Consider the following 25,635-nt stretch of genomic DNA (forward strand, 5'->3'; position numbering starts at 1 on the left):
TTTTGTGTCTTGGGTTTTGTGCAGGTTTCGCCCGTTTCAGAGGCTCAGGCGCATCGACAGGTCGACGGCCTTCACATCCTTGGTCATCGCACCAATGGAGATGTAGTCCACCCCAGTCTCGGCAATCACCCGCAGGGTGCTTTCGGTCACCCCGCCACTGGCCTCCAGCTTGGCTTTGCCAGCGGTAATGCGTACCGCTTCGCCCATTTCGTCCAGGCTCAGCTCGTCGAGCATGATGATGTCGGCACCGGCGCTCAACGCCTGGCGCAGTTCATCCAGGCTTTCCACCTCGATTTCCACCGGCTTGCCCGGAGCAATGCGGTGGGCTGCCGCTACTGCTTCGGGCACACCGCCGCTGGCGGCAATATGGTTTTCCTTGATCAGGAAGGCATCGAACAGGCCGATGCGATGGTTGTGGCAGCCGCCGCAGGTCACTGCATATTTTTGTGCCAGGCGCAGGCCGGGCAGTGTCTTGCGGGTATCGAGCAGTTGCACCCGGGTACCTTCAACCAGGTCGGCGAGCGCACGGGCACGTGTGGCCACGCCCGACAACATCTGCAGGAAGTTAAGCGCACTGCGCTCGCCGCTGAGCAGTGAACGTGCCGGGCCTTCGAGGTGGAACAGCACCTGGTTGGCCGTGGCCCGGTCACCATCGGCCACCTGCCAGTGCACCGCCACACGCGGGTCGAGTTGACGGAACACGGCATCGACCCAGGCGGTGCCTGCAATCACGCAATCTTCGCGGGTGATGATGGTGGCCTTGGCCAGGCGCTCGGCCGGAATCAGCTGCGCGGTGATGTCGCCGCTGCCGATGTCCTCCAGCAGGGCGCGGCGCACGTTGGCTTCGATCTCGGCGGTCAGGTCGGCAAGGCGTAGGTTCGGCATGGTCGGCTCCACAAGCAAGTTGCCGGCGATTATAGGGCAGGGGGCCGCTGTTTACAGCCGGCTTGCACCTGACCTTTGGTCAGGCCGAGTGAGCATTTGGCAAAAAATACAGTCATTTACCGGCGAGTGAAGAGGTGCTGGCAGGTATCGGCATTTTTACCGATAATGGCGCCCAGTATTTGGCGTCATAGCTTTGACGATTTTTCACTTTTATCGAACACGTCGCCCAGCAAGGAGTTCGGGATGCATAAAGAAGGCAAGGTGGTGCCCCTGGCGGCCGCCATCGATCGAGGTGCGCGCACGCCCTTGCCTTGCCTGCCGATGCTGTTGCTGCAGGTGCGCGACAAGGCGGCCCTGCAATTGCGCCAGGGCTTGCAGGCTTTGTTCGACAACGCTGACGATACCCTCTTTGAAATGGCCGAGAAGGCTGCTGACCGTTTCGATCAGAACCTGTATTTCGAGGCCATGCGCGACTTGCGCCTCAAGCGCAAGAGCATCGAGCGCGGCTTTCTCGACAGGTTCTACGAGAGGTTCGCCCGCATAGGTGAGGCCGAGCCACTGGGCTTCGTGGCCATTACCGATCACCCGAAAAACAAGGCGCAACAGGAGCGGGCAGCGACCGTCGAGGGTATGGTTGCGCGCGTGCTGTCGCGCGACGCAATTGCCCTGGAGCAGTTGACCCTGCGTTTGCAGGCCCTGCTCGAATGTACGCTGGACCTGCAAAAAAGCCCCCTGGCGCCTGGCGCATTGTGTGGCTACTTCCTTGATGCCGGGCGTAACCTGGGTGTTGGCCTGCGGGTCAAACTGGTCCTGCTGAAGTTGTTCGAACGTTACGTGCTGCGTGATACCGACGTGCTCTATGGCGAAGCCAACCAGTTGCTGGCCGCTGCCGGCGTGCTGGCAGAGCTGCCGCCTGCGCCGCGCCGGCGTGCCGAGGACTGTCGCCTGAGCTCGCGGCGGACGCCGGCCAGCCTGGGGCCTGACGAGGCCATCGGCGCGGACAGTGCCGGCCAGGCTTTCTTCACCTCGGTGCAAGGGCTGCTGGCACCGGCCCGCGGCAGGATCGCGCCACGCTTGCAATCCATTGCCACAGCCCAGCCGATAAGCACCGCCGACCTGCTGCGCCTGCTCACGCATTTGCAGCACTATGTGCCGGCCACCTTCGACGAAGACGATTTCGACCTTGGCCAGCAGCTCGAACAGTTGCTGTTGCGGGTTAGCGTGCGCAGTGGCACCCGCCGGCGTATTGCCACGGCCGACATAGACATGATCAGCCTGGTCGGCCTGCTGTTCGACTACATCCAGGCCGATGACAACCTGCCGTACAGCCTGCGGGCGCTGATTGCCCGCCTGCACATCCCGTTGCTCAAGGTGGCATTGCTCGACAAAGGGCTGTTCAGCCGCGCCAGCCACCCTGCTCGGCGCTTGCTCAATGAGATCGCTGCAGCCTCGATCGGCTGGGAAACCGGTAGCGAAGGCCTGCGTGACAGCCTGCACCTGCGTGTAGGGCGCATCGTCCAGCGTCTGCTCAATGACTTCACCGAGGACTCGGCCCTGTTCGCCGAACTGCTGGAGGACTTCATGGCCTTCAGCCAGGATGAACGGCGGCGCAACGAACTGCTCGAGCAACGCACCCGCGATGCCGAAGAAGGGCGTGCGCGCGCCGTGCAGGCTCGCCAGCAGGTGCAACAGGTACTCAACCAGCGCTTGCGCGGCCGGGTGCTGCCTCAAGCGGTCGTGCAGATGCTGGTGCAAGCCTGGAGCCAGGTGCTGCTGCTGGCATGGCTCAAACAGGGTGAGGGCTCTTCGGCGTGGATCAACGCCCTAGCGACCATGGACACATTGCTTGCCAGCATCATTCCCCGGCGTGATCCGCAGGCCCTGCTGCAGCAAGTGCCCGGCCTGCTCAAGGCATTGCGTGAGGGTTTGGCCGGCGTGGCGCTGGACTCGCAGGCGACCCGCGACTTTTTCCAGCAACTCGAGCAACTGCACCTGCGTGCCTGCGCAGGGGGCGAGCTACCTCCTACTCCAGGCGATCAGGCTCTGGCCGAAGTGCTGGTGGCGGAGGACATCGTGCTGGCCATGGCCGAAGAGCCCGCTTGTGCGCCGCTGCACCCGCACGACGAGCAAGCCGCACAACTGCGCGCGGTACAGCGCCTGCGCATCGGCGCCTGGATAGAAGTGCTCGACGATGACGAGCCGTTGCGCTGCAAACTGGTGGCGCGTATCGACAGCAGTGACCGCCTGGTATTCGCCAACCGCACCGGGATGAAGGTCCGCGAGTGGAACATGCTGGGCCTCGCCCAAGCACTGCGCCTTGGTGAGGTGCGGCTGCTGGACGATGGCCTGCTTTTCGAGCGGGCGCTGGAGACCGTGCTGGAAAGCTTGCGCCAGCAGCAGGTTCATTGACCTGCTACTGCAGATTCACATGCAAAGCGCGATACTGGCAGGGCATACTGCGCCTCTGTACCCAGCGTTCTTCAGGAACTGCCCCATGCAATTGGACCGTGCCACCGGCTGGTTCCACGGAAACGGAATCACCCACTGCCCTTCGCCGAACTTCAACGCGCGACCCGAGGGCGAATCGATTTCCCTGCTGGTGATCCACAACATCAGCCTGCCGCCGGCCTGCTTCGGCAGCGGCAAAGTCCAACAGTTCTTCCAGAACCGCCTGGACCCCAGCGAACATCCCTACTTTGCCAGCATCAGCCACCTGACCGTATCGGCGCACCTGTTCGTGGAGCGCGACGGTGCGGTGACCCAGTTCGTGTCGTTGCTGGACCGTGCCTGGCATGCCGGCGTGTCATGTTTTGACGGGCGAGAAGGCTGTAACGACTTTTCCATCGGTATCGAGCTGGAAGGTACCGACGACCTGCCGTACAGCGATGCCCAGTACCGTGTGCTGGAGCAACTCACCCGGCAGATTCAGGCGGCCTGGCCGGTTATCGACCTGGGCCGGATCCAGGGCCATAGCGATATTGCCCCGCAGCGCAAGACCGACCCTGGCCCGGCATTCGACTGGCAGCGTTACCGCGCAGCCGTGCAGCACAACGAGGACAAGGCATGAGTTTTCTGGTGTTGATACTGGCGTTGTGGGTCGAGAAGTTCTCCGCCCTGCGCCATCAGGTACAGCGCGATGGCTTCTTCCTGGGCGAGCTGGTGCGCCTGGAGCGCAGCGGGAAGGTGCACCCCTGGTGGAGCCTGGCCATCCTGGTGCTTGCACCCGTGGCGGTGCTGGTGTTGCTGCTGCACGTGCTCGACCCGGTGGCCTATGGTTTGCTGGCCCTGCCGGTGCACCTGCTGGTGCTGATCTACAGCCTCGGCCGCGGCGATGCCAAGGCCGCCCTTGGGCCGTTTCGCGATGCCTGGCGGCGCGGCGACGACCAGGCCGCGCTGCATGTGGCCGAGCGCGACCTGGGCCTGGTGGCTGATGAACCCCAGGCTTTGCTGGTGCGCGTGCAAGGCTACTTGTTGTGGCAGGCCTATCAGAGTTTCTTCGCCGTGATCTTCTGGTACTTCGTGCTCGGCCCCGGGGCGGCGCTGGCCTATCGCCTGCTGGCGCTGACAGGCGATAACAGTTGCCAGCCTGCGCTCAAGGCCCGGGCCGAGCAGCTGCGGCACATCATGGACTGGCTTGCGGTACGTGTGTTGGCCCTGAGTTTCGCCCTCGTCGGCAATTTCGTCGCAGTGACCCGCGTGATGCTGCACGAACTGCTCAACTGGCACATCAGCGCCGGGCACCTGGTGGCCAGGGTCGGTCGGGTTGCCGATGACATTCCCGAACAAGAGGACAGCCAGCGCGGTCTGGCTCGGCTCGATAGCCTGTGGGAGCTGCTGTTGCGCTGTGCGGTGCTATGGTATGCGGGCTTTGCGCTGTGGACGGTGCTGGTCTGAGCGCCGGTTAACCTTAAGTTACAAACCTCCGGTTCGATCTGCGCTATACAGGTGGCCTAGTGCTACCCCTCGCAGAACAACAAGAATCCAAGGAGGTGCCCCGTGAAGCGTCTGCTCTACCCGGCAATCGCACTGATGAACCGGCTGAGCTTCGGCCAGAAGTTCAGCCTCATCAGCGCCCTGTTCTTCCTGCCCATGCTCGCCACCAGCAGCTACCTGGTGCGCGACGCCTATCAGCAGTTTCAGGCAACCCGTGCCCAATTGCAGGGTATTACCCCGCTTAGCGGCAGCTTGGCATTGCGCACCGACCTGGAAGCCCTCGGCAACCTCATGCAGATCAATGCCGTGCTCGGGCAGTCGGGCCAGGCCGGCGACCTGGAGTCACGCATCGCTGCGTTGCAGGACAAGGTCCAGGCACAGGTGCAGGCCCTGCAGGGCCATGAGTCGGTTCCCCAGGCCAAGCTGGACGAGCTGGCTGGCGCTTTTGCCAGCGCCCAGGCCGAAACGTCCTTGCAGGCCAAGGTCGCCCTGTTCGACAAGCTGCTGGCTCAAGCACAGGTGCTGAGCAAACTGGTGGCCAGCCAGTCCGGCCTCAGCCAGGACAGCCAGGTTTCGGTGCGCCAGTTGAGCGAACTGCTCGGCACTGCCACCGCCCAGGTGACCCTGGCCTTGGGCGAGGGCAGGACGATGGGCGCCATCGCGCTTGGCCGAGGGTTCATCGACTCATCCGGCAGCGTCCGCTTCGAAGACCTGCTGCAACGCCTGGAGCGTTTGGCGGCGGACTATGGCATGCGGGTGGATGAAGCCCTGGCCAGTGACCCCGGCGTCCCTGCCGACATGATCGCCGCGGCACAGGCCAGCAAGCTTTCCGTCAAGCAAGCCGCCGCGTTGTTCGAGGAGCGTGTGGTGGTCGCTGAAACCCTTGATGCGCCCTGGCCCGCCTTCTATCAACAGGTGAGTGAGCTGATGGCTCACACCTACCAACTGAACGAGCAAGTCCTTGGGCATCTGCACCTGCAGTTGCAGGAGCGTCTTGGCCAGCAGCGCCTGCGCATGGTCGCCTTGGGGGCCGTACTGGCGGGCGTTTTCGCACTGATCCTTTACCTCTACGGGGGCTTCTATGTATCGATCCGCACGACCCTGCGCAAGCTGGGCGGCGCGATGGACAAGGTGGCGGCCGGTGACATGACGGTCAGTTTCAAGGCCAACAGCCGCGACGAACTGGGCGAACTGGCCCAGGGTTTCAGCGAAACCGTGCGCCGTATCCGTTGCCTGATCGAGCAGGTCGGCCACACCGTTGTGGCGGTCGAAGCGCAGGCCGGGCAGGTACTGGCGGTATCGGCACGCAGCAGCCAGTCAGTCAGCGGCCAGCGTGAACAGATCGAGCAGGTCGCCACGGCGATGAACCAGATGAGCGCCACTGCGCAGGAAGTGGCGCGCAGCGCTGCATTGGCCGCCGATGGTGCGCAGCAGGTCAACCACGAAAGTGCCAATGGGCGCACGTTGGTGCAAGAGCAGCAGGGCAGCATTGGCCGGCTGGCGGCCGAAATCGACCAGACGGTGCTGGCGATCAATCAGCTGGCGGACGACAGCCAGGCGATCAGCCAGGTCCTGGAGGTGATCCGCAGTATCGCCGAGCAGACCAACCTGCTGGCACTCAACGCTGCAATCGAGGCAGCTCGGGCCGGTGAGCAAGGCCGGGGGTTTGCCGTGGTCGCTGATGAAGTGCGTACCTTGGCCAAGCGCACCCAGGATTCCACCGCGCAGATAGCGCAGATGATCCAGCGTTTGCAGGACGGTGTCGGGGCAGCGGTTCGCGCCATGGGCAATAGCCATCAGATGGCGGCGGGCACGGTCGAGGAGGCACGCCAGGTGCAGGAGGCGCTGGGCAACATCCTTGGCGCGGTTGGCGGCATTGTCGAGCAGAACCAGCAGATAGCGGCGGCGGTAGAGCAGCAGACGGCGGTGGCCCATGACATCGACCAGAACATCGTGGCGATCAACCAGGCGGCACAGGACACCTCGGTGGGGGCTTGCCAGGCCGAGGATGCCAGCCGGGCATTGTCGGAGCAGGTGGTAGAGTTGAAACGGTTGATCGGGGCGTTCAGGGTTTAGCCAGTACTACCAGCCAAACAGCTCACAGGCATTCTTGCTGCTGGCCTCGGCCAACACGTGCACATCAATGCCCATCACCTCAGCCAATGCCCCGGCAATCTCCGGTAGATGCTCCGGGCTGTTTCGCTCACCGGCAAACATCGCCGGGGCCATGTCCGGGGCGTCGGTTTCCAGCACGATGCTTTCCAGCGGCAGGCGCGGCAGGGTCTTGCGCAAGCGCACTGCCTGCGGCCAGGTCCCGGCACCACCCAGCCCGAGCCGGAAACCGAGCTTGATGTACTCGCGCGCCTCTTCATAACTGCCCGCGAACGCGTGGATGATCCCGGCCCGCGCCGGCTTGTAGCGCTTGAGTGTGGCAATCACCTGGGCATGGCTGCGGCGCACGTGGAGCAGGGCGGGCAGTTCGAAGTCACAGGCCATCTGCAGTTGTGCTTCGAACAGCGCTTGCTGGCGCGCCTTGTCCAGGGTTTCGACGTAGTAGTCCAGGCCAAACTCGCCCACGGCGCACAGCCGCGGATCGCCCTGCAGGCGTTCAAGCCATTGGCGCAACTGCACCAGGTGCTCGGGGCGGTGCTGCTCCAGGTAGATCGGATGCAGCCCAAGCGCTGCGCGCACGCGCTCATCGCTGCAGGCCAGCTCCCACACCCGCTGGAAATTGGCCTGATAAACCCCCAGCACTACCATGCGCTCCACCCCACGCCCTGCCGCGTCAGCCAGCAGGCGCGTGCGGTCGGCATCGAAGTCGGGGAAGTCCAGGTGGGTGTGAGTGTCGATCAGGCGCATGTTCAGGCCACAGTAATACGTTGCTTGAAGGTTCGACCGATGGCATGCACGCCGGGTTCGTAGCGTTTGTCCTCGATGGCCGCCAAGGCAAGTTCCAGGGCGGTGGCGGCGATCAGGCCATGTTGCTGGGCCATTGCGTTGACCGGCAGCGGCAGAAAATCGAGCAACTGGTTGTCACCGAAGGTGCCCAGGTGCAGCAGGCGCGAATCGGCCGGGCGCGCCTGCAGGGTGTCGAACACGCCTTGCAGCAGCACGTAGGACGTCGTGACCAAGGCATCCGGCAGGCCGCCCAGCTCGTCGATCAACTGCTGCATCAAGCGCTGGCCGCATTCGCGGCTGAATGCCTCGCCTTGATAACGGCGCACGTCCCCGGCAAAACCCTGCATGGCTTCGTCGAAGCCGCCTGCGCGGGCCTGGCTGACCGACAGCTCCGGGCGCGCGCCGATCAGTGCGATGCTGCGCGGTGCCGTGGCCAGCAGGCTATCGGCCAACTGGCGGCTGGCATCGCGATCATCGCTGATGACCGAACAAAAGTGTGCCGGGTTCAGGCGCCGGTCGATGGCGATAACCGGCAGGCCCTTGTCCTGCAGTTCACGGTAGCTGTCATCTTCGGGGGGCAGGCAACTGGCGACGAACAGGGCATCGCAACGCCGGGCCCGGAACAGCTGCTGCAGTTGGCGCTCACTGTCGGGCCTGTCATCGCTGCTGGCGATCAGCAGTTGATAGCCACGGGCGCGGGCGCCTTGCTCCAGCTGCTTGGCAATGCGCGCGTAGCTGGGGTTTTCCAGGTCCGGCAGAATGAAGCCCAAGGTGCGGGTATGCCGGCTGCGCAGGCCCGCAGCCTGGGGGTTGGGCGTGAAGCCGTGGGCCTCGACCACCGCACGCACCCGCTCGACGGTGCTGTTGCTGATGCGCTGCTGTTCGGCCTTGCCATTGATGACGTAGCTGGCAGTGGTCACGGACACACCAGCCAGACGGGCGATATCGCTGAGTTTCACCGAATTTTCCTTGTTATTACCGGGGCGGGCTGTACAACCAGACCGGGCAGTTTGACCCGGGCCGGCCACCACGCGCAGACGACCATTGTCGCAATTGTCCGACAGGATGGGGCTTTTTCCCCGGAAGATTATCGAGTAACGTGGCCGCTTGGTCAGATTAAACGTTTCAGCTATTAATTTTTCTGCCTTCCCTGCCGCTCGTGCAAGGCCGTTGACTGGCTGAATACGTGAATTTCACAACAATACCTCAGTACCCGGTGCAAAAGTGCGCGCAGGGGCTGCAAAAGGAGAAGGTCATGCTCGAGCTCGCCAAAGAGCAGATAGCCATGGGCCAGACGGCCGTCGACAAAGGCCAGGCTCTGCGCCTGCTGGCGGATCGACTGGTCGCTGACGGCCTGGTCGCCGAAGGGTATCTGCAGGGCCTGCAGGCGCGCGAAGCGCAAGGTTCCACATTCCTCGGCCAAGGCATCGCCATCCCCCACGGCACGCCGCAGACCCGCGACCTGGTGTATGCCACTGGCGTGCGTTTGCTGCAGTTTCCTGAAGGCGTGGACTGGGGGGATGGCCAGATCGTCTACCTGGCCATCGGCATTGCCGCACGCTCCGACGAGCACTTGCGTTTGCTGCAGTTGCTGACCCGTGCCCTGGGCGAGACCGACCTGGCCGAAGCCCTGCGCCGTGCCAGTTCCGCCGAAGCGCTGCTCAAGCTGCTGCAGGGCGCACCCCAGGCGCTGGCGCTGGATGCGCAACTGGTCAGCTTGAACCTGCCCGCCGAAGACTTCGACGAGTTGGCCTGGCGCGGTGCCCGCCTGTTGCAGCGTGCCGGGTGTGTCGACAATGGTTTTGCCGCGGTGCTGCAGCAGGCCGAGCCCTTGCCCCTGGGCGAGGGGCTCTGGTGGCTGCACAGCGAGCGGCAGGTACGTCAGCCAGGCTTGGCCTTCGTCACCCCGCAACAGCCGCTGCGCTACCGCGACCAGCCACTCAATGGCCTGTTTTGCCTGGCCAGCCTCGGCGCTGCCCACCAGGCGCTGCTCGAGCGCCTGTGCGAGGTACTGATCGAGGGGCGCGGGCAAACGCTTTACCAGGCCACCAGCAGCCGCGCGGTACTTGAGGTGCTGGGTGGTGAGACCGCTCCCGACTGGCCCAGCGCTCGTTTCGTGCTGGCCAACCCACATGGCCTGCACGCCCGCCCGGCAAAAATCCTGGCGCAGTTGGCCAAGGGTTTTGAGGGCGAAATCCGCCTGCGTGTGCTGGACAGCGCGCAACCTGCGGTTTCGGTCAAGAGCCTGAGCAAGCTGCTCAGCCTTGGCGCACGCCGTGGTCAGGAACTGGAGCTGCTGGCCGAGCCGTCCATTGCCGGTGATGCCTTGCCGGTACTGCTGGCGGCAATCGAGCAGGGCTTGGGTGAGGACGTTGAGCCATTGCCGAAAACTGCGGCTGCGGTGAACCCAGCGCCCGTCGAGGTCTTGCAGGCGCCGGCTGCCGGTAGCCGTATACAGGCCGTGGCTGCAGCCCCCGGCATTGCCAGTGGGCCCGCCCATGTCTGCGTCGAGCGTGACATCGATTATCCGCTGCGTGGCGAATCGCCAGCGCAGGAGCGGGTCAAGCTGCGCCGGGCAATGGAGGCGGTGAACGCCGAGCTGCAGGCCTTGGTGCAGCGCAGCGACAAGGCCGTCGGCGAGATCTTCGTCACCCATCAGGAAATGCTCGCCGACCCTGCACTGGCCGACGATGTCGAACTGCGTCTGGCCCAGGGTGAAAGCGCCGCCGCCGCGTGGATGGCCGTGATCGAAGCGGCGGCCCGCCAACAAGAGGCGCTGCATGATGCGCTGCTCGCCGAGCGTGCTGCCGACCTGCGCGATATCGGCCGCCGGGTGCTGGCGCAGTTGTGCGGTGTGCAGACGCAGGCCGAGCCTGAGCAACCTTACGTGCTGGTGATGGGCGAAGTCGGCCCTTCTGATGTGGCCCGCCTGGACCCGGCGCGGGTTGCCGGTATCGTCACCGCCCATGGCGGCGCAACCGCTCACAGCGCGATCGTTGCGCGGGCCTTGGGCATCCCGGCGGTGGTCGGCGCGGGGGCGGCGATTCTGCTGCTTGAACCAGGTACGCCGCTGTTGCTCGATGGCCAGCGCGGCGTAGTCAGCGTCGCCCCGCCAGCCGATGAGTTGCAACGTGCGCTGGCCGAGCGTGACCTGCGCGAGCAGCGCCTGCAAGCAGCCTGGGCCAACCGTCATGAGCCAGCGGTAACCCGCGATGGCCATGCCGTCGAAGTATTCGCCAACATCGGCCAGAGCGGCGGCATCGACAAGGTGGTGGAGCAGGGCGCCGAAGGTATCGGCCTGCTGCGCACCGAGCTGATCTTCATGGCCCACTCGCAGGCGCCGGATGTCGCCACCCAGGAAGCCGAATACCGCCGTGTGCTCGATGGGCTGGGCGGGCGGCCACTGGTAGTGCGCACCCTCGATGTGGGCGGTGACAAACCGTTGCCCTACTGGCCGATCGCTGCCGAGGAAAACCCCTTCCTCGGTGTGCGGGGCGTGCGCCTGACCTTGCAGCGCCCGCAGATCATGGAAGACCAGCTCCGGGCCCTGCTGCGCGCCGCGGATCAGCGCCCGTTGCGCATCATGTTCCCGATGGTCGGCCAGGTGCATGAGTGGCGGGAGGCGAGGGCGATGGTCGAGCGCCTGCGCGAGGAAATTCCGGTAGCCGACCTGCAACTGGGCATCATGGTCGAAGTGCCGTCCGCCGCTTTGCTGGCGCCACAATTGGCCCGCGAAGTGGACTTTTTCAGTATCGGCACCAACGACCTGACCCAGTACACCTTGGCCATCGACCGTGGCCACCCCAGCCTGTCGGCCCAGGCCGACGGCCTGCACCCGGCCGTGCTGAGCCTGATCGACATGACCGTGCGCGCTGCCCATGCCGAGGGCAAGTGGGTAGGGGTGTGCGGTGAACTGGCCGCCGACCCGCAGGCGGTGGCGGTGCTGCTGGGCCTGGACGTGGACGAACTGAGCGTGGCCGCCCGCAGCGTTGCCGAAGTCAAGGCCCTGGTTCGCCAGGCCGATCATCAGACGGCCCGCGCCCTGGCGCGCGAGGCCCTGCAACAAGACAGCGCCGCAGCGGTTCGCGCGCTGGTGGAGCGTTACTGAATGGCCAAGATCCTTACCCTGACCCTGAACCCGGCGCTGGACATCACCGTCAGCCTCGATGCCCTGCGCCCCGGGCACGTCAACCGTGCCCAGGACCAGCACAGCCATGCCGCCGGCAAAGGGCTGAACGTGGCCCAGGTACTGGCCGACCTGGGGCACAGCGTGACCGTCGGTGGTTTCCTTGGCCAGGGCAACCTGCAACCGTTCGAGGCGTTGATCGAATGGCGCGGCTTTGCCGATTGCTTCGTGCGTGTACCGGGTGAGACGCGCAGCAACCTCAAACTGGTCGAGGCTGATGGCCGGGTGACCGACATCAATGGCCAAGGCCCCCAGGTCGATGAGGCCGCATGTGAGGCCCTGATGCGCCTGCTTGAACAGGTCGCCCCCGGGCATGACGCCGTGGTGGTGGCTGGGAGCCTGCCACGCGGTATCAGCCCTGACTGGTTCGCCCGGTTGCTCGAACAGCTCAAGGGCCAAGGCCTGAAGGTTGCCCTGGACAGCAGCGGTGCGGCCCTGCGCGCAGGCCTGCAGAGCGCCCCCTGGCTGGTCAAGCCGAACACCGAAGAGCTGGGCGAAGTGCTTGGCCTTGACGTGCACAGCGCCGCCGAACAGCAGGCTGCCGCCCAGCGACTGCTGGCCACGGGTATCGAGCACGTGGTGGTGTCGGCGGGGGAGCAGGGCGTCAGCTGGTTTACAGCTGGCCACGCGCTGCACGCCCAGCCGCCGCAGGTGCAGGTTGCCAGCACGGTGGGCGCGGGCGACTCGCTGGTGGCGGGCATGGTTCACGGCCTGCTGCTGGCTGAAGCGCCTGCGCAGACCCTGCGCCGCGCCACGGCCATCGCCGCCCAGGCCGTGACCCAGGTCGGTTTCGGTATCCGTGACCGCGAGCAACTGGCGCGCCTGGAGGCCGCCGTGCAACTGACAGAACAACAAGAGGCTCGCCGATGAACATTGCCATTGTCACCGCCTGCCCCAACGGCCAGGTGTCCAGCGTGCTGAGCGCGCGCCTGCTGGCCGCTGCCGCCCAGCGCCGCGGCTGGAAAACCTGCGTGGAAGTGCAGGATGCCGAGCATCCCGACCGCCAGCTGAGCGCCGCGCAGATCGCTGATGCCGACTGGGTGCTGGTTGTCAGCACTGGGCCGGTTGACCTGGCCCGCTTCGCGGGCAAGCGTTTGTTCCAGAGCACACCGGCGCAAGCGCTGGCCGACCGTGAAGGTTTCCTCGACGAGGCGGCCGCAAATGCCCAGGTACAGGCCGATACTCATCAAGCCGAACAGCCCCTGGCCACTGCTGCGGCCAAGCTCGTCGCGGTAACCGCCTGCCCGACTGGCGTGGCGCACACGTTCATGGCAGCCGAAGCGTTGCAGCAGGCCGCGCAACAGCTTGGCTATCAACTGACGGTAGAAACCCAAGGCTCGGTCGGCGCGCGCAACCCGCTGTCGGCCCAGGCCATCGCCGAAGCCGACGTGGTGCTGCTGGCTGCCGATATCGAAGTGCCCACGGCCCGTTTTGCCGGCAAACGGATCTACCGTTGCGGTACCGGCATCGCCCTCAAGCAAGCCCGCGCCACGCTGGACAAGGCCCTGGCCGAGGCCAAGGTGGAAAGCGCAGGTGACGCTGCAGCCGCTTCAAGTGCCGGCAAGGCCGAGAAAACCGGTGTTTATAAACACTTGCTGACCGGTGTTTCTTTCATGCTGCCGATGGTGGTGGCAGGCGGCTTGCTGATCGCCCTGTCGTTCGTTTTCGGCATCGAAGCCTACAAGGAACCGGGCACGCTGCCGGCTGCATTGATGCAGATCGGCGGCGAGGCCGCATTCAAGCTGATGGTGCCGTTGCTGGCGGGGTATATCGCCTGGTCCATTGCCGACCGCCCGGGCCTGGCGCCCGGCATGATCGGCGGCCTGCTGGCCAGCACCCTGGGGGCCGGTTTCATCGGCGGTATCGTCGCCGGCTTCCTCGCCGGTTACAGCGCCAAAGCCATTGCGCGTTGGGCACGCCTGCCGAGCAGCCTCGATGCGCTCAAACCGATCCTGATCATTCCGCTGCTGGCGAGCCTGTTCACAGGCCTGGTGATGATCTACGTGGTCGGCCAACCGGTGGCCGCCATGCTCGAGGGCCTGACCCAGTTTCTCGACAGCATGGGCACCACCAACGCCATCCTCCTCGGGCTGCTGCTCGGCGGCATGATGTGCATCGACCTGGGCGGGCCGATCAACAAAGCGGCCTATGCCTTTTCGGTAGGGCTGCTGGCATCCTCGAGCTACGCGCCGATGGCGGCGACCATGGCGGCCGGCATGGTGCCGCCGATCGGCCTCGGTATCGCCACGTTCCTGGCCCGGCGCAAGTTCGCCCAGAGCGAGCGCGAGGCCGGCAAGGCCGCTCTGGTGCTGGGTTTGTGCTTCATTTCCGAAGGCGCCATCCCGTTCGCCGCCAAAGACCCGCTGCGGGTCATCCCGGCAAGTATCGCCGGCGGCGCATTGACCGGCGCGCTGTCGATGTATTTCGGTTGCAAGCTGATGGCGCCCCATGGCGGGCTGTTCGTGCTGCTGATTCCCAATGCGATCAACCATGCGCTGCTGTACCTGCTGGCCATTGTCGCGGGTAGCCTGCTGACGGCGGTGGTGTATGCGCTGATCAAGAAGAGCGAGCGGGTGGAAATGGTCGTGGCGCCGGCCAAGGGCTAGGGCGTTCGATCATCGCTGGCCTCATCGCGGGCAAGTAGGCTCCCCCAGGTGCCCCACGGCTCTCGAGGCCATGGGTGTACCTGTGGAAGGCGGCTTGCCGGCGATAGTCCGCAACAGGCTCAGCGCCGATGCTTTTGCCGCAACGGCACCAGCAGATCACCCAGGCCGTTGTGATCGACCTCGTGCATCAACGCCAGCAACCCACCCAGCTCACCCGCCGGAAACCCCTTGCGCGCAAACCATGCCAGGTAGTCACCCGGCAGGTCGGCGATGATCCGGCCTTGGTATTTGCCGAAGGGCATGGTGCGGATTACCAGCAGTTCAAGGGTTTCCGGTTTCATCGGCAGTGCCTGGCAGTGGAAATGCGCCGACCATACTGCAATCTGCACGAGTGCCCAAGCGGCAATCATGCATAACGCCGTTTTCCAGCGGGGCGTTATTTTTTTAACCTATTGTTTTTAAAGTAATTTTATTCAATGGAAGCTTGGCACGAAGGCTGCTCCTGTTTACATGACTATTACCTGCCAAGGAGTTTCAGCCATGAGCGACCTCAACAAAGACGTAATCGACGTGCTCAACAACCTGATCGAGTACAGCAAGGACGGCGAGAAAGGGTTCAAGGAGTCGGCCGATGATGTGAAAAACCCGGAGCTCAAAGCGTTCTTCGTCCAGCGCGCTGGCGAATGCGCCAATGCAGCAGGCGAACTGCAGAGTGAAGTGCGTCGCCTGGGTGGCGACCCGGAAACCTCCACCAGCGTCAGCGGCGACCTGCACCGCGGCTGGGTAAACCTCAAGTCGATGGTTACCGGTAAGGATGAGGAGGCCGTGCTCAACGAAGTAGAGCGCGGTGAAGACCACGCCCTCAAAGCCTACAAGGAAGCGCGTGAGAAGCTGGTCAAGCTGGGCCGCTCCGTCAGTGATTCGAGCTATATGCTCGTGGAAAAGCAACTGCAGGGCGTACAGCGTAACCACGACCAAGTGAAGGCACTGCGCAACGCCGCACGCGCCCGCTCCTAATCCGCAGGGCCCTCTACCCGGTTTCGGCCTTTGGCCTTGGCCCGGTAGAGCGCCTCATCCGCGGCACCCAGCATGGTCGCCAGGTCTTGTTGGGTGCCGGGGGTGTGGACGCTGATGCCGATGCTCACCGTCACAGCGTGTACATCATCGGCGAAAGGTGCCAACGCCTCGACATGCGACCGGATCCTCTCTGCCAGCAAACGGGCACCGGCCAGTTCGGTTTCCGGCAACACCACCTGAAACTCCTCCCCCCCATACCGCGCCGCCAGGTCTGCCGGGCGTCGTATGCACTGTTCGATCGTCTTGGCCACTTCACGTAAGGCGTGATCGCCGCCTGCGTGACCATGGCGTTGGTTGAATGCCTTGAAGTGATCCACATCCACCATCAGCACGGCCAACGGCTTACGGTTGCGCTGGGCGCGCGCCCACTCCTGGCGTAACACCTGATCCAGCCGGCGACGGTTGGCCAGGCCCGTCAGGCTATCCGTTGCTGCCAGTGTGGCCAGACCCTGTTCGGCCTCATGCCTGCGGCGCAATTCGCGGCCCAGCAACAGGGTGAGCCAGAGAATGCCGATGCACAGCACGCCTGTGGCAATACTGACCACCAACGCCGTGCGGCGCCATGACTGGAACACCTCATCGGCAGAATGCACCACCAGTATGATCAACGGCAGGTCGGCGACCCGGGCGAAGGTGTACATGCGCTGGGTGCCATAGATGCTGGAGCGGGCTGTAAAGCTGCCGCTGCGCTCGCCCAGGATGCGTTTGAAGTTGGGGCGGTCGGCGAAGCTGGTGCCGACCAACGGGTCCTGATCGCGGCGCGGCTGGCGGGCGAGCAACTGGCCGTCGACGTTGAGCAGGTTGATGCTGCTTTCATGGCCGATATCAAGGCGCTGGAACAGTTCACTGAAATAGGAGAGGCGCAGGGCGCCGGCGGCCAGCCCGGCAAAGCTGCCGTCGGCTGCGGAGATGCGCCGGCTGAAACTGATGCACCAGTCGAGGTCGCCGAGCCGTGCCTTGAACGGTGGGCTGATCAACAGGCCCAGGCCAGGGTCGCGGCGATGGGCCCTAAAGTCGAAGGCGTCGGCGAAATTGGCCAGGCGCGGGGTGACGCTGGTGGAGTCGCCCACGACGTCGCCATTGGCATCGAGCCAGAGAATATCGCCGCGCACAGGGGCCGCGAACGTCTGGTTGAAAAGAATCTGCTGGCGCAGGTTGGGGGCGACCTGCAGCAGTTCGGGATGCTGCACGGCCCAGATCAGCCCGCGCAGGGACTGGTCGTAAAGTTCGACGTTGCGCAGGATGTCGCTTTCGATCAGCTGGACGATATTGCTGGAGGAGCGGATGGCCGATTGCTCGACACTCTCGCGCTCGCGCCCCAACAGATAACTGACGATGCCCACGATAGCGAGCACGGCGATGCAACTGCCCAGATTGAGGATCAGCTCGGGGTGCGACCTGTAGAGTGCGAGACGCGGTAATCGAGTGGGCATGCGCGCTACTGCTGAGGCAGGGCCGGTTGCGGCGGGCGACATTCTAGGGAAGTGATGATTGTCGGACAAGATTTGTCCGACGGAATCATGCATTGGGCTGCTGTGCAGCCCAATGCTGGCAAGCCAGCGCCTACCGGTCTGCACACACCGTGTGGGGCTGACTTGCGGTCCCAGGTCAGAACACGTTCAACGGATAATCGACGATCACCCGCAATTCGTCGTTATCGCTGTTGTTGTCGATCGACGCATACCCCTGGCTGCCGCGGTGTACGGCATAGCGCACCAGCACCGACAGGTCCTTGAAGTCGCCTTCCTGGAACACGTACTTCACGTCCAGGTCACGTTCCCAGTGCTGGGCGTTCTTGCCATCGGCGCGGTAGTAGTCGTAGTGGGTGTTGTTCTGGTCAGCCTTGGTCAGGTCCGCCTCGCCACGCGAGTACGACACGGTGGTGCTCAGCCCTGGCATGCCGAGCCCGGCGAAGTCATAGCCGTACTGCAGCTTCCACGAACGCTCGTTGGGTGCGTTGAAGTCCGAGTACATGCGCGAGTTGTCCAGGTACACGCTGTCGCCCAGGTTGATGTAGTCGAACGGCGTGTCGCCATTGACCCGCTGGTAGGCGGCGGTAACGCTGTGGTAGCCGGCGTTGACGGTGAAGTGCACGCTGTAGGTGTTGTTGTCGATCTTGCCCAGCAGCGCCTGGCCGGTGTCTTGGGTGTGATAGAAGTGCACGCCCGGGTTGAGGCTGACCAGGTCGTTGACCACGTAGGTGTAGTCGAAATCAGCGTAGTACTGGTTCCAGATGTCCTTGAGCTCGGCGGCGTAAAGGTTGGCAGTGATGTTCTCGGTGCCGCTCCACGACGCACCAGCCCAGTTCAGATGCTTGCTTTTGTCGTGCTCATCCAGCGAGCCGTAGTAGGTGTCGATACGGCGGTGGCCGCTCTGGTTGTACGGCTTGGTGAAGCTGACCTGGCCACCTTCGAGCAGTAGGCCGTCGATGCTGGTGTTGGTCAGGCTGACGCCACGGAAGGTCTGCGGCAGCATGCGGGTTTCGCCGCCGGCGATTACCGGGTTGGTAAGGAACAGGTCACCGGCCTTGAGTTCGGTGTCGAAGGCCTTGAGCTTGACCGCCGCGCCTGCGGTGGAGAACGAGTGCGGGGCTGCGCCCAGTTCGCCGTTGTCCTTCACGTGTTCGGGCAGGATGCTGGTGCCGGCATGGCCGCCACCGCCATCGAGCTTCAAGCCCAGCATGGCGTGCGCATCGAGGCCAAAGCCGATTACGCCTGGCGTGTAGCCCGACTCGAAGCGGGCAACTGCGCCTTGGCCCCACTCGCGGGTGTCGCGCACGCCGCTGTTGTGGTTGTCGCGGTTGAAGTAGGTGTTACGAAAATGCAGGTTGAAGGACGAGCCTTCGATGAAGCCATCAGCCTTGTCTTCATCTGCCTGGGCGGCGAAAGGCATCGTTGCGGTCAATGCAATGAACAGCGGGGTAACACGAAACGCGGAAGGCACCGGTACTAGCTCCTTTGGTCTGACGGTGGGGCAGTTTTTATTTTTGAATGTGCAACTTTCTTGTTAGAGAAATAACGGCCGGGCTGATCGTCAAAGCACATAAAAAAAGCCGCTGATCGGCAGCGGCTTTAAAAGGCTAACATATCGGCACCGGCGGTGCCCATGGTGTAGCCGGGGGGAAACGGGAGCGGCATCGTTGCGCGATCAGCTCTCGGCATTGGCGTCGAGGGAAACCTTGGAAGCTGTCTGTTCTGCATCTTTGCCTGCGTCGGCCTTGTGCGCTACGGCCTCGCGGGCTTCCTGGTGAACAGCTGCAAGCTCTGCATTACGGGCGACGAAAGCCGGGGATTCTTCGGCCATGGCCAGGGGCGACAACAACAGGGAAGACAGAACGAAAACGCTGGCAATACCCATACTGTTGGACATGTTGAAACTACCTTCTTGCGGTGCAAGTGCTAATGGAGACAGGGCTAAAGTTAGTCTCTTCATTGCCTTGGAAACAGCACCGGGCGCGATAAGCACTGTTGCGCAAAAGGTAACTATCCCTGCGAAAAACACTAGATCTTCGCCGCAAACCCCTGCAGTTGAGCGTTTGGCAGGCGAATGCCGAAGGTGTTGGCACCCGCCTCGCTGCGCACAAAAACCTCGCCCCCATGCATCAGCGCAATCGCCTTGACGATGGCCAACCCCAACCCGTGATTGCCCCCGCCACTGTTGCTGCGCGCCGCATCCACCCGGTAGAACCGCTCGAACAGCAGAGGCAGGTGATCATCGTCGATAGCCGGCCCTGGGTTGCTCACGGCAATGCTGACCTGCTCCGGCCCGGCATCGATATGCACGCGGATCACTTGGTGCGGCGCGGTATGCTGCACGGCATTGTTCAGCAGGTTGATCAACGCCCGGCGCAACTGGGCTTTTTCTATGGGGGCCTGGGCATCGCCGCTGACAGTGACGCTGACCTGGGCGTCTTCGAGGATGTAGTCGAGGTAATCGAGCGTGGTGGCCACTTCGTCGGCCAGCGATACCTGGGTCAGGGCGGTGGCCTTGCTGCCCTGGTCGGCGCTGGCGAGGAACAGCATGTCGTTGATGATGCTGCGCAGGCGTTCAAGTTCTTCCAGGTTCGATTGCAGCACCTCGAAGTAGTGTTCGGCGCTGCGCCCCCGGGTGAGGGCGACCTGGGTCTGGCCGATCAGGTTGGTCAGCGGCGAGCGCAGTTCGTGGGCAACGTCGGCGTTGAACGCTTCCAGCTGCGAATAGGCCTGGCTGACCCGGTCGAGCGCCGCGTTGAAAGCACCGGCGAATTGCGCCAGTTCCGGGGCCAGGTTGACAGTTTGCAGGCGGCCATCCAGGCGTGGGGGGGCCAAGGCCTGCGCCTCGTTGGACAGCGCCAGCAGCGGGCGCAGGCCAATGCGCGCCACCCAGTAGCCGAGCACCGAGGCCAGCAGCACTCCGAGCACCGCCAGCCCGACGATGGCCACCAGCAGGCTGTGCTGGGCCTGCCAGAAGGTCTCGGTATCGATGGCGATCAGAAAGCGCAGTGGCGGGCGAGCGGCCAGGGCCGGCAACTCGCTGACCAGCACCTTGTAAGGGTAGGGCCGGTCAGGCAGGCGCAGGTCGCGCATCCCTTCTGGGCCTTCGGCGAATGCGCGTACCCTTTCGCTGGGGTGGCCATATTCGAACGCCGGGTCGCTGCCGACCACCCAGAAGCGGATGCGTTTGTCTTCCTCGCTGAGCAGGTTGAGCTTGTTGCTGATCTTTGCCCAATGCTCCGGTGTGCCGAAGCGGTTGAGGGTGGACTCCAGCACGCTGAAGCGGGCGTCCAGTTCGGCCGCCGGCAGCATGTCCAGGCTGTGGTCGACCTGGCGGTACAGTGCCGAACCGATCAACAGGAACACGCCCATCGCCACCAGGATGAACAGCGCCGACAGGCGCAGTGCGATGGAGTTAACCGGCACGGTTTTCCAGGACATAGCCCATGCCTCGGATGGTATGCAGCAGCTTGTTGTCGAATGGCCCGTCGAGCTTGGCGCGCAGGCGCTTGATGGCCACTTCGACGACATTGGCGTCGCTGTCGAAGTTGATGTCCCAGACCAGCTCGGCGATGGCGGTCTTGGAGAGGATTTCGCCCTGGCGCCTGGCCAGCACGCTGAGCAGCGAGAACTCCTTGGCGGTCAGGTCCAGGCGTTGGCCGCCGCGGCTGGCCTTGCGCGCCATCAGGTCGATCCACAGGTCGCCGACCTGCACCTGCAGCGGCTCGTGGCTGCCGCTGCGCCGGGTCAGGGCCTGCAGGCGGGCGACCAGTTCAAGGAAGGAGAACGGCTTGCCAAGGTAATCGTCGGCACCTTCGCGCAGGCCGTGGATGCGGTCCTCGACACGCTCGCGGGCGGTGAGCATGATCACCGGCGTCTGCTTGCGCGCACGCAAGGCACGCAGCACGCCATAGCCATCCAGGCCCGGCAGCATCACATCAAGCACGATCACCGCATAGTCACCTTCAAGCGCCAGGTGCAGGCCGTCGATGCCGTCCCGCGCGAGGTCGACGGTAAAGCCTTGCTCGCTCAGGCCGCGGTGCAGGTAGTCAGCGGTTTTCTCTTCGTCTTCGATGATCAGCACACGCATGGTCTTGTCTCAGTGGGTACTCGGCACGACCGCACTGGCGGCCTGGCGGCGATGGAACAGGCGCTCCAGGGCCAAGTATATGACCGGGGTGGTGAACAGCGTCAGGGCCTGGCTGACCAGCAGGCCGCCGACCACAGCGATACCCAGCGGCTGGCGCAACTCGGCACCGGCACCAAAGCCGAACATCAGCGGCACCGCGCCGAGCAGGGCGGCCAGGGTGGTCATGATGATCGGCCGAAAGCGCGTCAGGCAGGCCTGGTGAATCGCCTGCTCGGGCGTCAGGCCATGGCGGCGCTGGGCTTCCAGGGCGAAATCGATGAGCAGGATGCCGTTCTTCTTGACGATGCCGATCAGCAGCACCACGCCGATCAGGCCCATGATGCTGAAGTCCTGGCCCATGGCCCACAGCAGTAGCAACGCGCCCAGGCCCGCCGAAGGCAGGGTCGAGATGATGGTCAGCGGGTGCACCAGGCTCTCGTAGAGCACCCCAAGGATGATGTACACCGCCACCAGTGCGGCGAGGATCAGCCACGGCTGGCTCGACAGCGAACTCTGGAAGGCCTGCGCCGCGCCCTGGAAGTTGCCGCTGATCGAGTCGGGCATGCCCAGTTCGCGCTGGGTGCGTTCCAGGATCGCCACCGCATCGCCCAAGGCCACGCCGGGGACCAGGTTGAACGACAGGTTGGCGGCCGGGAACAGGCCATCATGGCTGATCGACAGCGGCCCGGTGCTGGGCGCGGCGACATGCGCCAAGGCTGACAGCGGCACCATTTCGTTGCTCAGGGGCGAGCGCAGGTAGAAGAAATTCAGGCTTTCGGCCTTGCCGCGCTGTTGCGCGTCCAGTTCCAGGATCACCTTGTACTGGTTGGTCTCGGTCTGGAATTCGCTGATCTGCCGCTGGCCGAACGCATCGTACAGCGCCTGGTCGACGTCGGTGGTGGTCAGGCCGAAACGGGCCGCAGCCTGGCGGTCGATGTCGATGCGGGTAACGCTGGCGCCCAGTTGCAGGTCGTTGGACAGGTCGCGCAACGCCGGGTTTTCGCGCAGGCGCTCGGTCAGGCGTTGGGTCCACAGGTTGAGGGCGACGCCGTCGTTGCTTTTGAGCACGTACTGGTACTGGGTACGTGACGGGCCGGAGCTGAGGTTGATGTCCTGGCCGGCCCTCATGTACAGCACCACGCCTGGCACCTGCGCGAGTTGCGGGCGCAGCCGGTCGATCAGCTCGCTGGCCGAAACATCGCGCTCGCCGCGGGGCTTGAGGGCGATCCAGAAACGGCCGTTGGCGATGGTCTGGTTGCTGCCGGTAACCCCTACCGAATGGGAGAAGGCCCTCACGGCGGGGTCGGCTTCGATGATTTTCGCCAGTGCCAGGTGCTTGTCGATCATCGACGGGTATGACACATCCGCTGCTGCTTCAGTGGTGCCGAGAATGAAACCGGTGTCCTGCAGGGGGAAGAAACCCTTGGGGATGGCCACGTAGCCGACCACCGCCAGGGCCAGGGTCAGGCCGAACACGCCGAGGGTCAGGCGCTGATGGGCCAGCGCCCGGTCCAGGCCCTTTTCGTACCACTTCAGCAGCCGTTCACCGAAGCCGCCGTGATGTTCCGTGGGCGGGCGACGCATGAACAGCGCGCACAGGGTCGGCGCCAGGGTCAGCGACACCACCACCGAAATCAGAATGGTCGCTGTCGCGGTCAGGGCGAACTCCTTGAACAGCCGGCCCACCACGCCGCCCATGAACAGCAGCGGAATGAACGCGGCAACCAGCGAGAAGCTGATCGACACCACGGTGAAGCCGATTTCGCCTGCCCCTTTGAGCGCCGCCGTGCGGCTGTCTTCGCCGGCTTCCAGATGGCGGTGGATGTTTTCCACCACCACGATCGCGTCGTCCACCACAAAGCCGACAGCAATGACGATGGCCACCAGGGTCAGGTTATTGAGGCTGAAACCGAACACGTACATCAGCGCGCAGGTGGCGATCAGCGATACGCCCAGCACACTGGACACCACCAGGGTGGCCGACCATTGGCGCAGGAACAGCGCCATCACCCCGATCACCAGGGCCACGGCGATGATCAGGGTCAGTTCCACCTCATGCAGCGACGCGCGGATGGTCTGGGTACGGTCCTGCAGCACCGACACCTCGACCGAGGCCGGCAGCATCTCCTGCAGCTTGGGCAGGGCACCGAGCACGCGGTCCACGGTGTCGACGATGTTGGCGCCAGGCTGGCGGAACACCACAAGGTTCAGGCCCGGCTGGTTGCCGGACCAGGCTTTGACGTAGGCATTCTCGGCGCCGTTGATCACCTTGGCCACGTCCTGCAGGTGCACGGGGGCGCCGTCGCGGTAAGAGACAATCAGCCTGGCGTAGTCCTCGGGGTGGAACAGTTGGTCGTTGGCGGCGATGGTCGACACGCTGTGCTCGCCATACAGGGCGCCCTTTGCCAGGTTCAGGCTGGTCTGCTGGATGGCCTGGCGCAGGTCGGCGAGCGTAAGGCCCATGGCGGCGAGCTTTTCCGGCTGCGCCTGCACACGGATGGCCGGGCGCAACTGGCCGGTGATGTTGATCAGGCCGACCCCTTCGATCTGGCTCAACTGGCGTGCCAGCAAGGTCTCGGCATAGTCGCTGAGGTCGTTGCCGGGCATCTGTGCGGAGCTGACGGTGAGCACCAGCACCGGGCTGTCGGCCGGGTTGACCTTGCGCCAGGTCGGCGGGTTGGGCAGGTCCTGGGGCAGGCGTGAGGTAGCCGTGTTGATGGCCGCCTGGACCTCCTGGGCGGCGGTGTCGATGTTCTTGTCCAGGGTGAACTGCAGGATCAGGGTGGTCGAGCCCAGTGCGCTGCTGCTGGTCATCTGGGCCATGCCGGGGATGGCGCTGAACTGCACCTCCAGCGGCGTGGCCACCGAAGAGGCCATGGTTTCCGGGCTGGCCCCAGGCAGTTGCGCGGAGACCTGGATGGTCGGGAAGTCGGCTTCCGGCAAGGGCGCCACGGGCAAGCGGGTAAAGGCGATTACACCCAGCAGCACCAGCGCGAAAGCCAGCAGCAGCGTGGCGATGGGGTGGTCGATGCACCAGGCCGACACGCTGTTGCGGCTATTCATGGCTGGCTCCGGCGGCCGGCCATTTCCGACGGCGGCGGTGCGTTGGGGGTGACCTCCACGCGCGAGCCGGGCTTGAGCCGCGACTGGCCATCGAGCACCAGACGCTCGCCCGGTTTGACCCCGGCAATGATGTTCAGCCCACTGTCCTGGTACAGCACTTTGACCGGCACACTGGTGACCTGGTCACCGTCCAGGCGATAGACGAAGTGGCCGTCGACGCCGCGCTGCACCACTGGCGGCGGCACCACCAGGGCATTCTCCTGGACGGCCGTGCGCAAGCGGATGGTCACCAGCTGCCCCGGCCACAGCCGGCCGTCCTTGTTGTCGAACTCGGCCTTGACCCGCACCGTGCCGGTGTTGGCCGAAATCTGGTTGTCGATCAGGGCCAGGTGGCCTTCACCCAGCAGGTTGCTTTCGCCATCGGCGTCCATGTAGGCCTGCACCAATGCGGGCGTGGGCGCCTTCAGCAGGCCCTGCAGGGTTGGCAGCATCTGTTGCGGCAGGGAGAACTCGACCGCGATGGGGTCGATCTGGGTCACGCTGAACAGGCCCTGGGTATCGCTGGCGCGCACCAGGTTGCCGGGGTCGATGTTGCGGATGCCGACACGCCCGGTGACGGGGGAGCGAATCTGCGTGTAGGAGAGCTGGACTTCGGCATTGGCGATGGCGGCCTGGTTGCCTTTTACGGTGGCTTGCAGCTGATTGACCAGCGCCTGTTGCTGGTCGAGGGTCTGCTTGGACACGCCGTCATCGCTGCTGAGCAGGCGGTAGCGCTTGAGGTCGACGCCGGCCACCTGGATTTGAGCCTGGCTCTGGCCGAGCTGGGCGCGGGCCTGGTCGAGGCTGGCGCGGATGCTGCGATCGTCCAGGGTGGCCAGCAGGTCGCCTTGCTTGACCCACTGGCCCTCTTTGACCAGTACCCGGGTCAGCACCCCTTCGACCTGCGGTTTTATTTCGACGCTGTGCAGCGACAGCACTGAGCCGATGGCGCTGGCGTAGCGCGGCACGTCCTGCTGGGCAACGCTGACCACGCGCACCGGAACGGCGCTTTGGGCGCGCGCAACCGGCGCCTCCTGGCGCTGGCCATACCAGATGCCCAGTGCTGCAAGGGCGAGCAGGGCGGTGGCGGCCAGCAGGAGAGGGCGGGTAGGACGTCGCATCGGCGCGGGCACCTTGGCCAAGAGGAGGGGGCGGTTATTGAAGCTTATAGCGCTGTGACCGGGTCGGCAGCGTGACAGCTGGCTGACAGCGCTGACAGGTTGGGGGCAGTTGGCAGCCCTACCGCGACCCTGACCGATTCATACCTCTGCTCCCCTTGATCCGTAAGAAGATTCTGAATCTGAAACCAGATGCTTCAAGAGCGAAGCCATGACGAATTATCCTACG

General features: G+C 64.4%; 19 protein-coding genes. 8 read left to right on the forward strand and 11 right to left on the reverse strand.

Features of this window, described 5'->3' with window-relative positions; genetic code table 11:
• Positions 1-36: 36 nt before the first annotated feature.
• Complete coding sequence (gene nadC, locus IWW33_RS15425) at positions 37-885, reverse strand: carboxylating nicotinate-nucleotide diphosphorylase (protein ID WP_046784526.1); 849 nt, start codon at positions 883-885, stop codon at positions 37-39.
• 243 nt (positions 886-1,128) lie between these two features.
• Between nadC and IWW33_RS15430 the strand changes: the two genes are divergently transcribed.
• From IWW33_RS15430 to IWW33_RS15445, 4 genes are all read left to right on the forward strand, one after another.
• Entirely contained in the window at positions 1,129-3,294 is a 2,166-nt protein-coding gene (locus IWW33_RS15430) for a DUF1631 domain-containing protein (protein WP_174141581.1), read from the forward strand.
• 85 nt (positions 3,295-3,379) lie between these two features.
• Entirely contained in the window at positions 3,380-3,952 is a 573-nt protein-coding gene (ampD, locus tag IWW33_RS15435; RefSeq protein WP_046784524.1) for a 1,6-anhydro-N-acetylmuramyl-L-alanine amidase AmpD, read from the forward strand.
• Positions 3,949-4,779 carry a regulatory signaling modulator protein AmpE gene (gene ampE, locus IWW33_RS15440; protein WP_046784523.1) on the forward strand — a complete coding sequence of 277 codons (831 nt, stop codon included), beginning with the start codon at positions 3,949-3,951 and terminating at the stop codon, positions 4,777-4,779. The genes ampD and ampE overlap by 4 nt, the downstream gene beginning before the upstream one ends.
• A gap of 102 nt (positions 4,780-4,881) precedes the next feature.
• Positions 4,882-6,894 carry a methyl-accepting chemotaxis protein gene (locus tag IWW33_RS15445; protein WP_174141580.1) on the forward strand — a complete coding sequence of 671 codons (2,013 nt, stop codon included), beginning with the start codon at positions 4,882-4,884 and terminating at the stop codon, positions 6,892-6,894.
• Positions 6,895-6,900: 6 nt separating this feature from the next.
• Here the strand turns inward: IWW33_RS15445 and IWW33_RS15450 are convergent, their stop codons facing one another.
• On the reverse strand, positions 6,901-7,677 hold the full coding sequence (locus IWW33_RS15450; protein ID WP_115273886.1) for a TatD family hydrolase: 777 nt from the start codon (positions 7,675-7,677) through the stop codon (positions 6,901-6,903).
• Between the two features lie 2 nt (positions 7,678-7,679).
• Positions 7,680-8,675, reverse strand: coding sequence for a catabolite repressor/activator (gene cra / locus IWW33_RS15455; protein ID WP_012316208.1), 996 nt, complete (start codon positions 8,673-8,675; stop codon positions 7,680-7,682).
• A gap of 296 nt (positions 8,676-8,971) precedes the next feature.
• Here cra and ptsP point away from each other — a divergent pair, with 296 nt between their 5' ends.
• The 3 genes from ptsP to IWW33_RS15470 are packed head-to-tail and all read left to right on the forward strand — an operon-like array spanning position 8,972 to position 14,508.
• The gene (ptsP, locus tag IWW33_RS15460; RefSeq protein ID WP_174141579.1) at positions 8,972-11,824 is read left to right on the forward strand and encodes a phosphoenolpyruvate--protein phosphotransferase; all 2,853 of its coding nucleotides are present in this window, start codon (positions 8,972-8,974) and stop codon (positions 11,822-11,824) included.
• A complete protein-coding gene (pfkB, locus tag IWW33_RS15465; RefSeq protein WP_125923409.1) occupies positions 11,825-12,772 on the forward strand; it encodes a 1-phosphofructokinase in 948 nt (315 codons plus the stop codon).
• Positions 12,769-14,508, forward strand: coding sequence for a PTS fructose-like transporter subunit IIB (locus IWW33_RS15470; RefSeq protein WP_115273890.1), 1,740 nt, complete (start codon positions 12,769-12,771; stop codon positions 14,506-14,508). Before pfkB ends, IWW33_RS15470 begins: the two co-directional genes overlap by 4 nt.
• Before the next feature lie 119 nt (positions 14,509-14,627).
• On the opposite strand, the gene IWW33_RS15475 is transcribed toward IWW33_RS15470, so the two are convergent.
• The gene (locus IWW33_RS15475; protein WP_012316204.1) at positions 14,628-14,849 is read right to left on the reverse strand and encodes a DUF3820 family protein; all 222 of its coding nucleotides are present in this window, start codon (positions 14,847-14,849) and stop codon (positions 14,628-14,630) included.
• Positions 14,850-15,048: 199 nt separating this feature from the next.
• Between IWW33_RS15475 and IWW33_RS15480 the strand changes: the two genes are divergently transcribed.
• Positions 15,049-15,525, forward strand: a complete 477-nt coding sequence (locus IWW33_RS15480) for a PA2169 family four-helix-bundle protein (protein ID WP_046784517.1) — start codon at positions 15,049-15,051, stop codon at positions 15,523-15,525.
• Here IWW33_RS15480 and IWW33_RS15485 read toward each other — a convergent pair.
• The 7 genes from IWW33_RS15485 to IWW33_RS15515 form a co-directional block, all read right to left on the reverse strand.
• Entirely contained in the window at positions 15,522-17,018 is a 1,497-nt protein-coding gene (locus IWW33_RS15485) for a sensor domain-containing diguanylate cyclase (RefSeq protein WP_196914295.1), read from the reverse strand. The two genes, IWW33_RS15480 and IWW33_RS15485, sit on opposite strands and share 4 nt — an antisense overlap.
• 175 nt (positions 17,019-17,193) lie before the next feature.
• Positions 17,194-18,528: an OprD family porin gene (locus IWW33_RS15490; RefSeq protein WP_174141577.1), complete on the reverse strand. Its 1,335-nt coding sequence runs from the start codon at positions 18,526-18,528 to the stop codon at positions 17,194-17,196.
• 204 nt (positions 18,529-18,732) lie between these two features.
• Positions 18,733-18,954 (reverse strand): hypothetical protein, encoded by a 222-nt coding sequence (locus tag IWW33_RS15495; protein WP_115273894.1) that lies wholly within the window; start codon positions 18,952-18,954, stop codon positions 18,733-18,735.
• A gap of 131 nt (positions 18,955-19,085) precedes the next feature.
• A complete protein-coding gene (locus IWW33_RS15500) occupies positions 19,086-20,498 on the reverse strand; it encodes a heavy metal sensor histidine kinase (RefSeq protein WP_115273895.1) in 1,413 nt (470 codons plus the stop codon).
• Positions 20,473-21,147 carry a heavy metal response regulator transcription factor gene (locus tag IWW33_RS15505; protein WP_012316198.1) on the reverse strand — a complete coding sequence of 225 codons (675 nt, stop codon included), beginning with the start codon at positions 21,145-21,147 and terminating at the stop codon, positions 20,473-20,475. Before IWW33_RS15505 ends, IWW33_RS15500 begins: the two co-directional genes overlap by 26 nt.
• A gap of 9 nt (positions 21,148-21,156) precedes the next feature.
• A complete protein-coding gene (locus IWW33_RS15510; protein ID WP_196914296.1) occupies positions 21,157-24,249 on the reverse strand; it encodes a multidrug efflux RND transporter permease subunit in 3,093 nt (1,030 codons plus the stop codon).
• Positions 24,246-25,409: an efflux RND transporter periplasmic adaptor subunit gene (locus tag IWW33_RS15515; RefSeq protein ID WP_046784511.1), complete on the reverse strand. Its 1,164-nt coding sequence runs from the start codon at positions 25,407-25,409 to the stop codon at positions 24,246-24,248. Before IWW33_RS15515 ends, IWW33_RS15510 begins: the two co-directional genes overlap by 4 nt.
• Positions 25,410-25,635: the final 226 nt, after the last annotated feature.

The organism is Pseudomonas sp. M2 (genome assembly GCF_015751845.1).
In the GTDB taxonomy this organism is placed as follows: domain Bacteria; phylum Pseudomonadota; class Gammaproteobacteria; order Pseudomonadales; family Pseudomonadaceae; genus Aquipseudomonas; species Aquipseudomonas putida_E.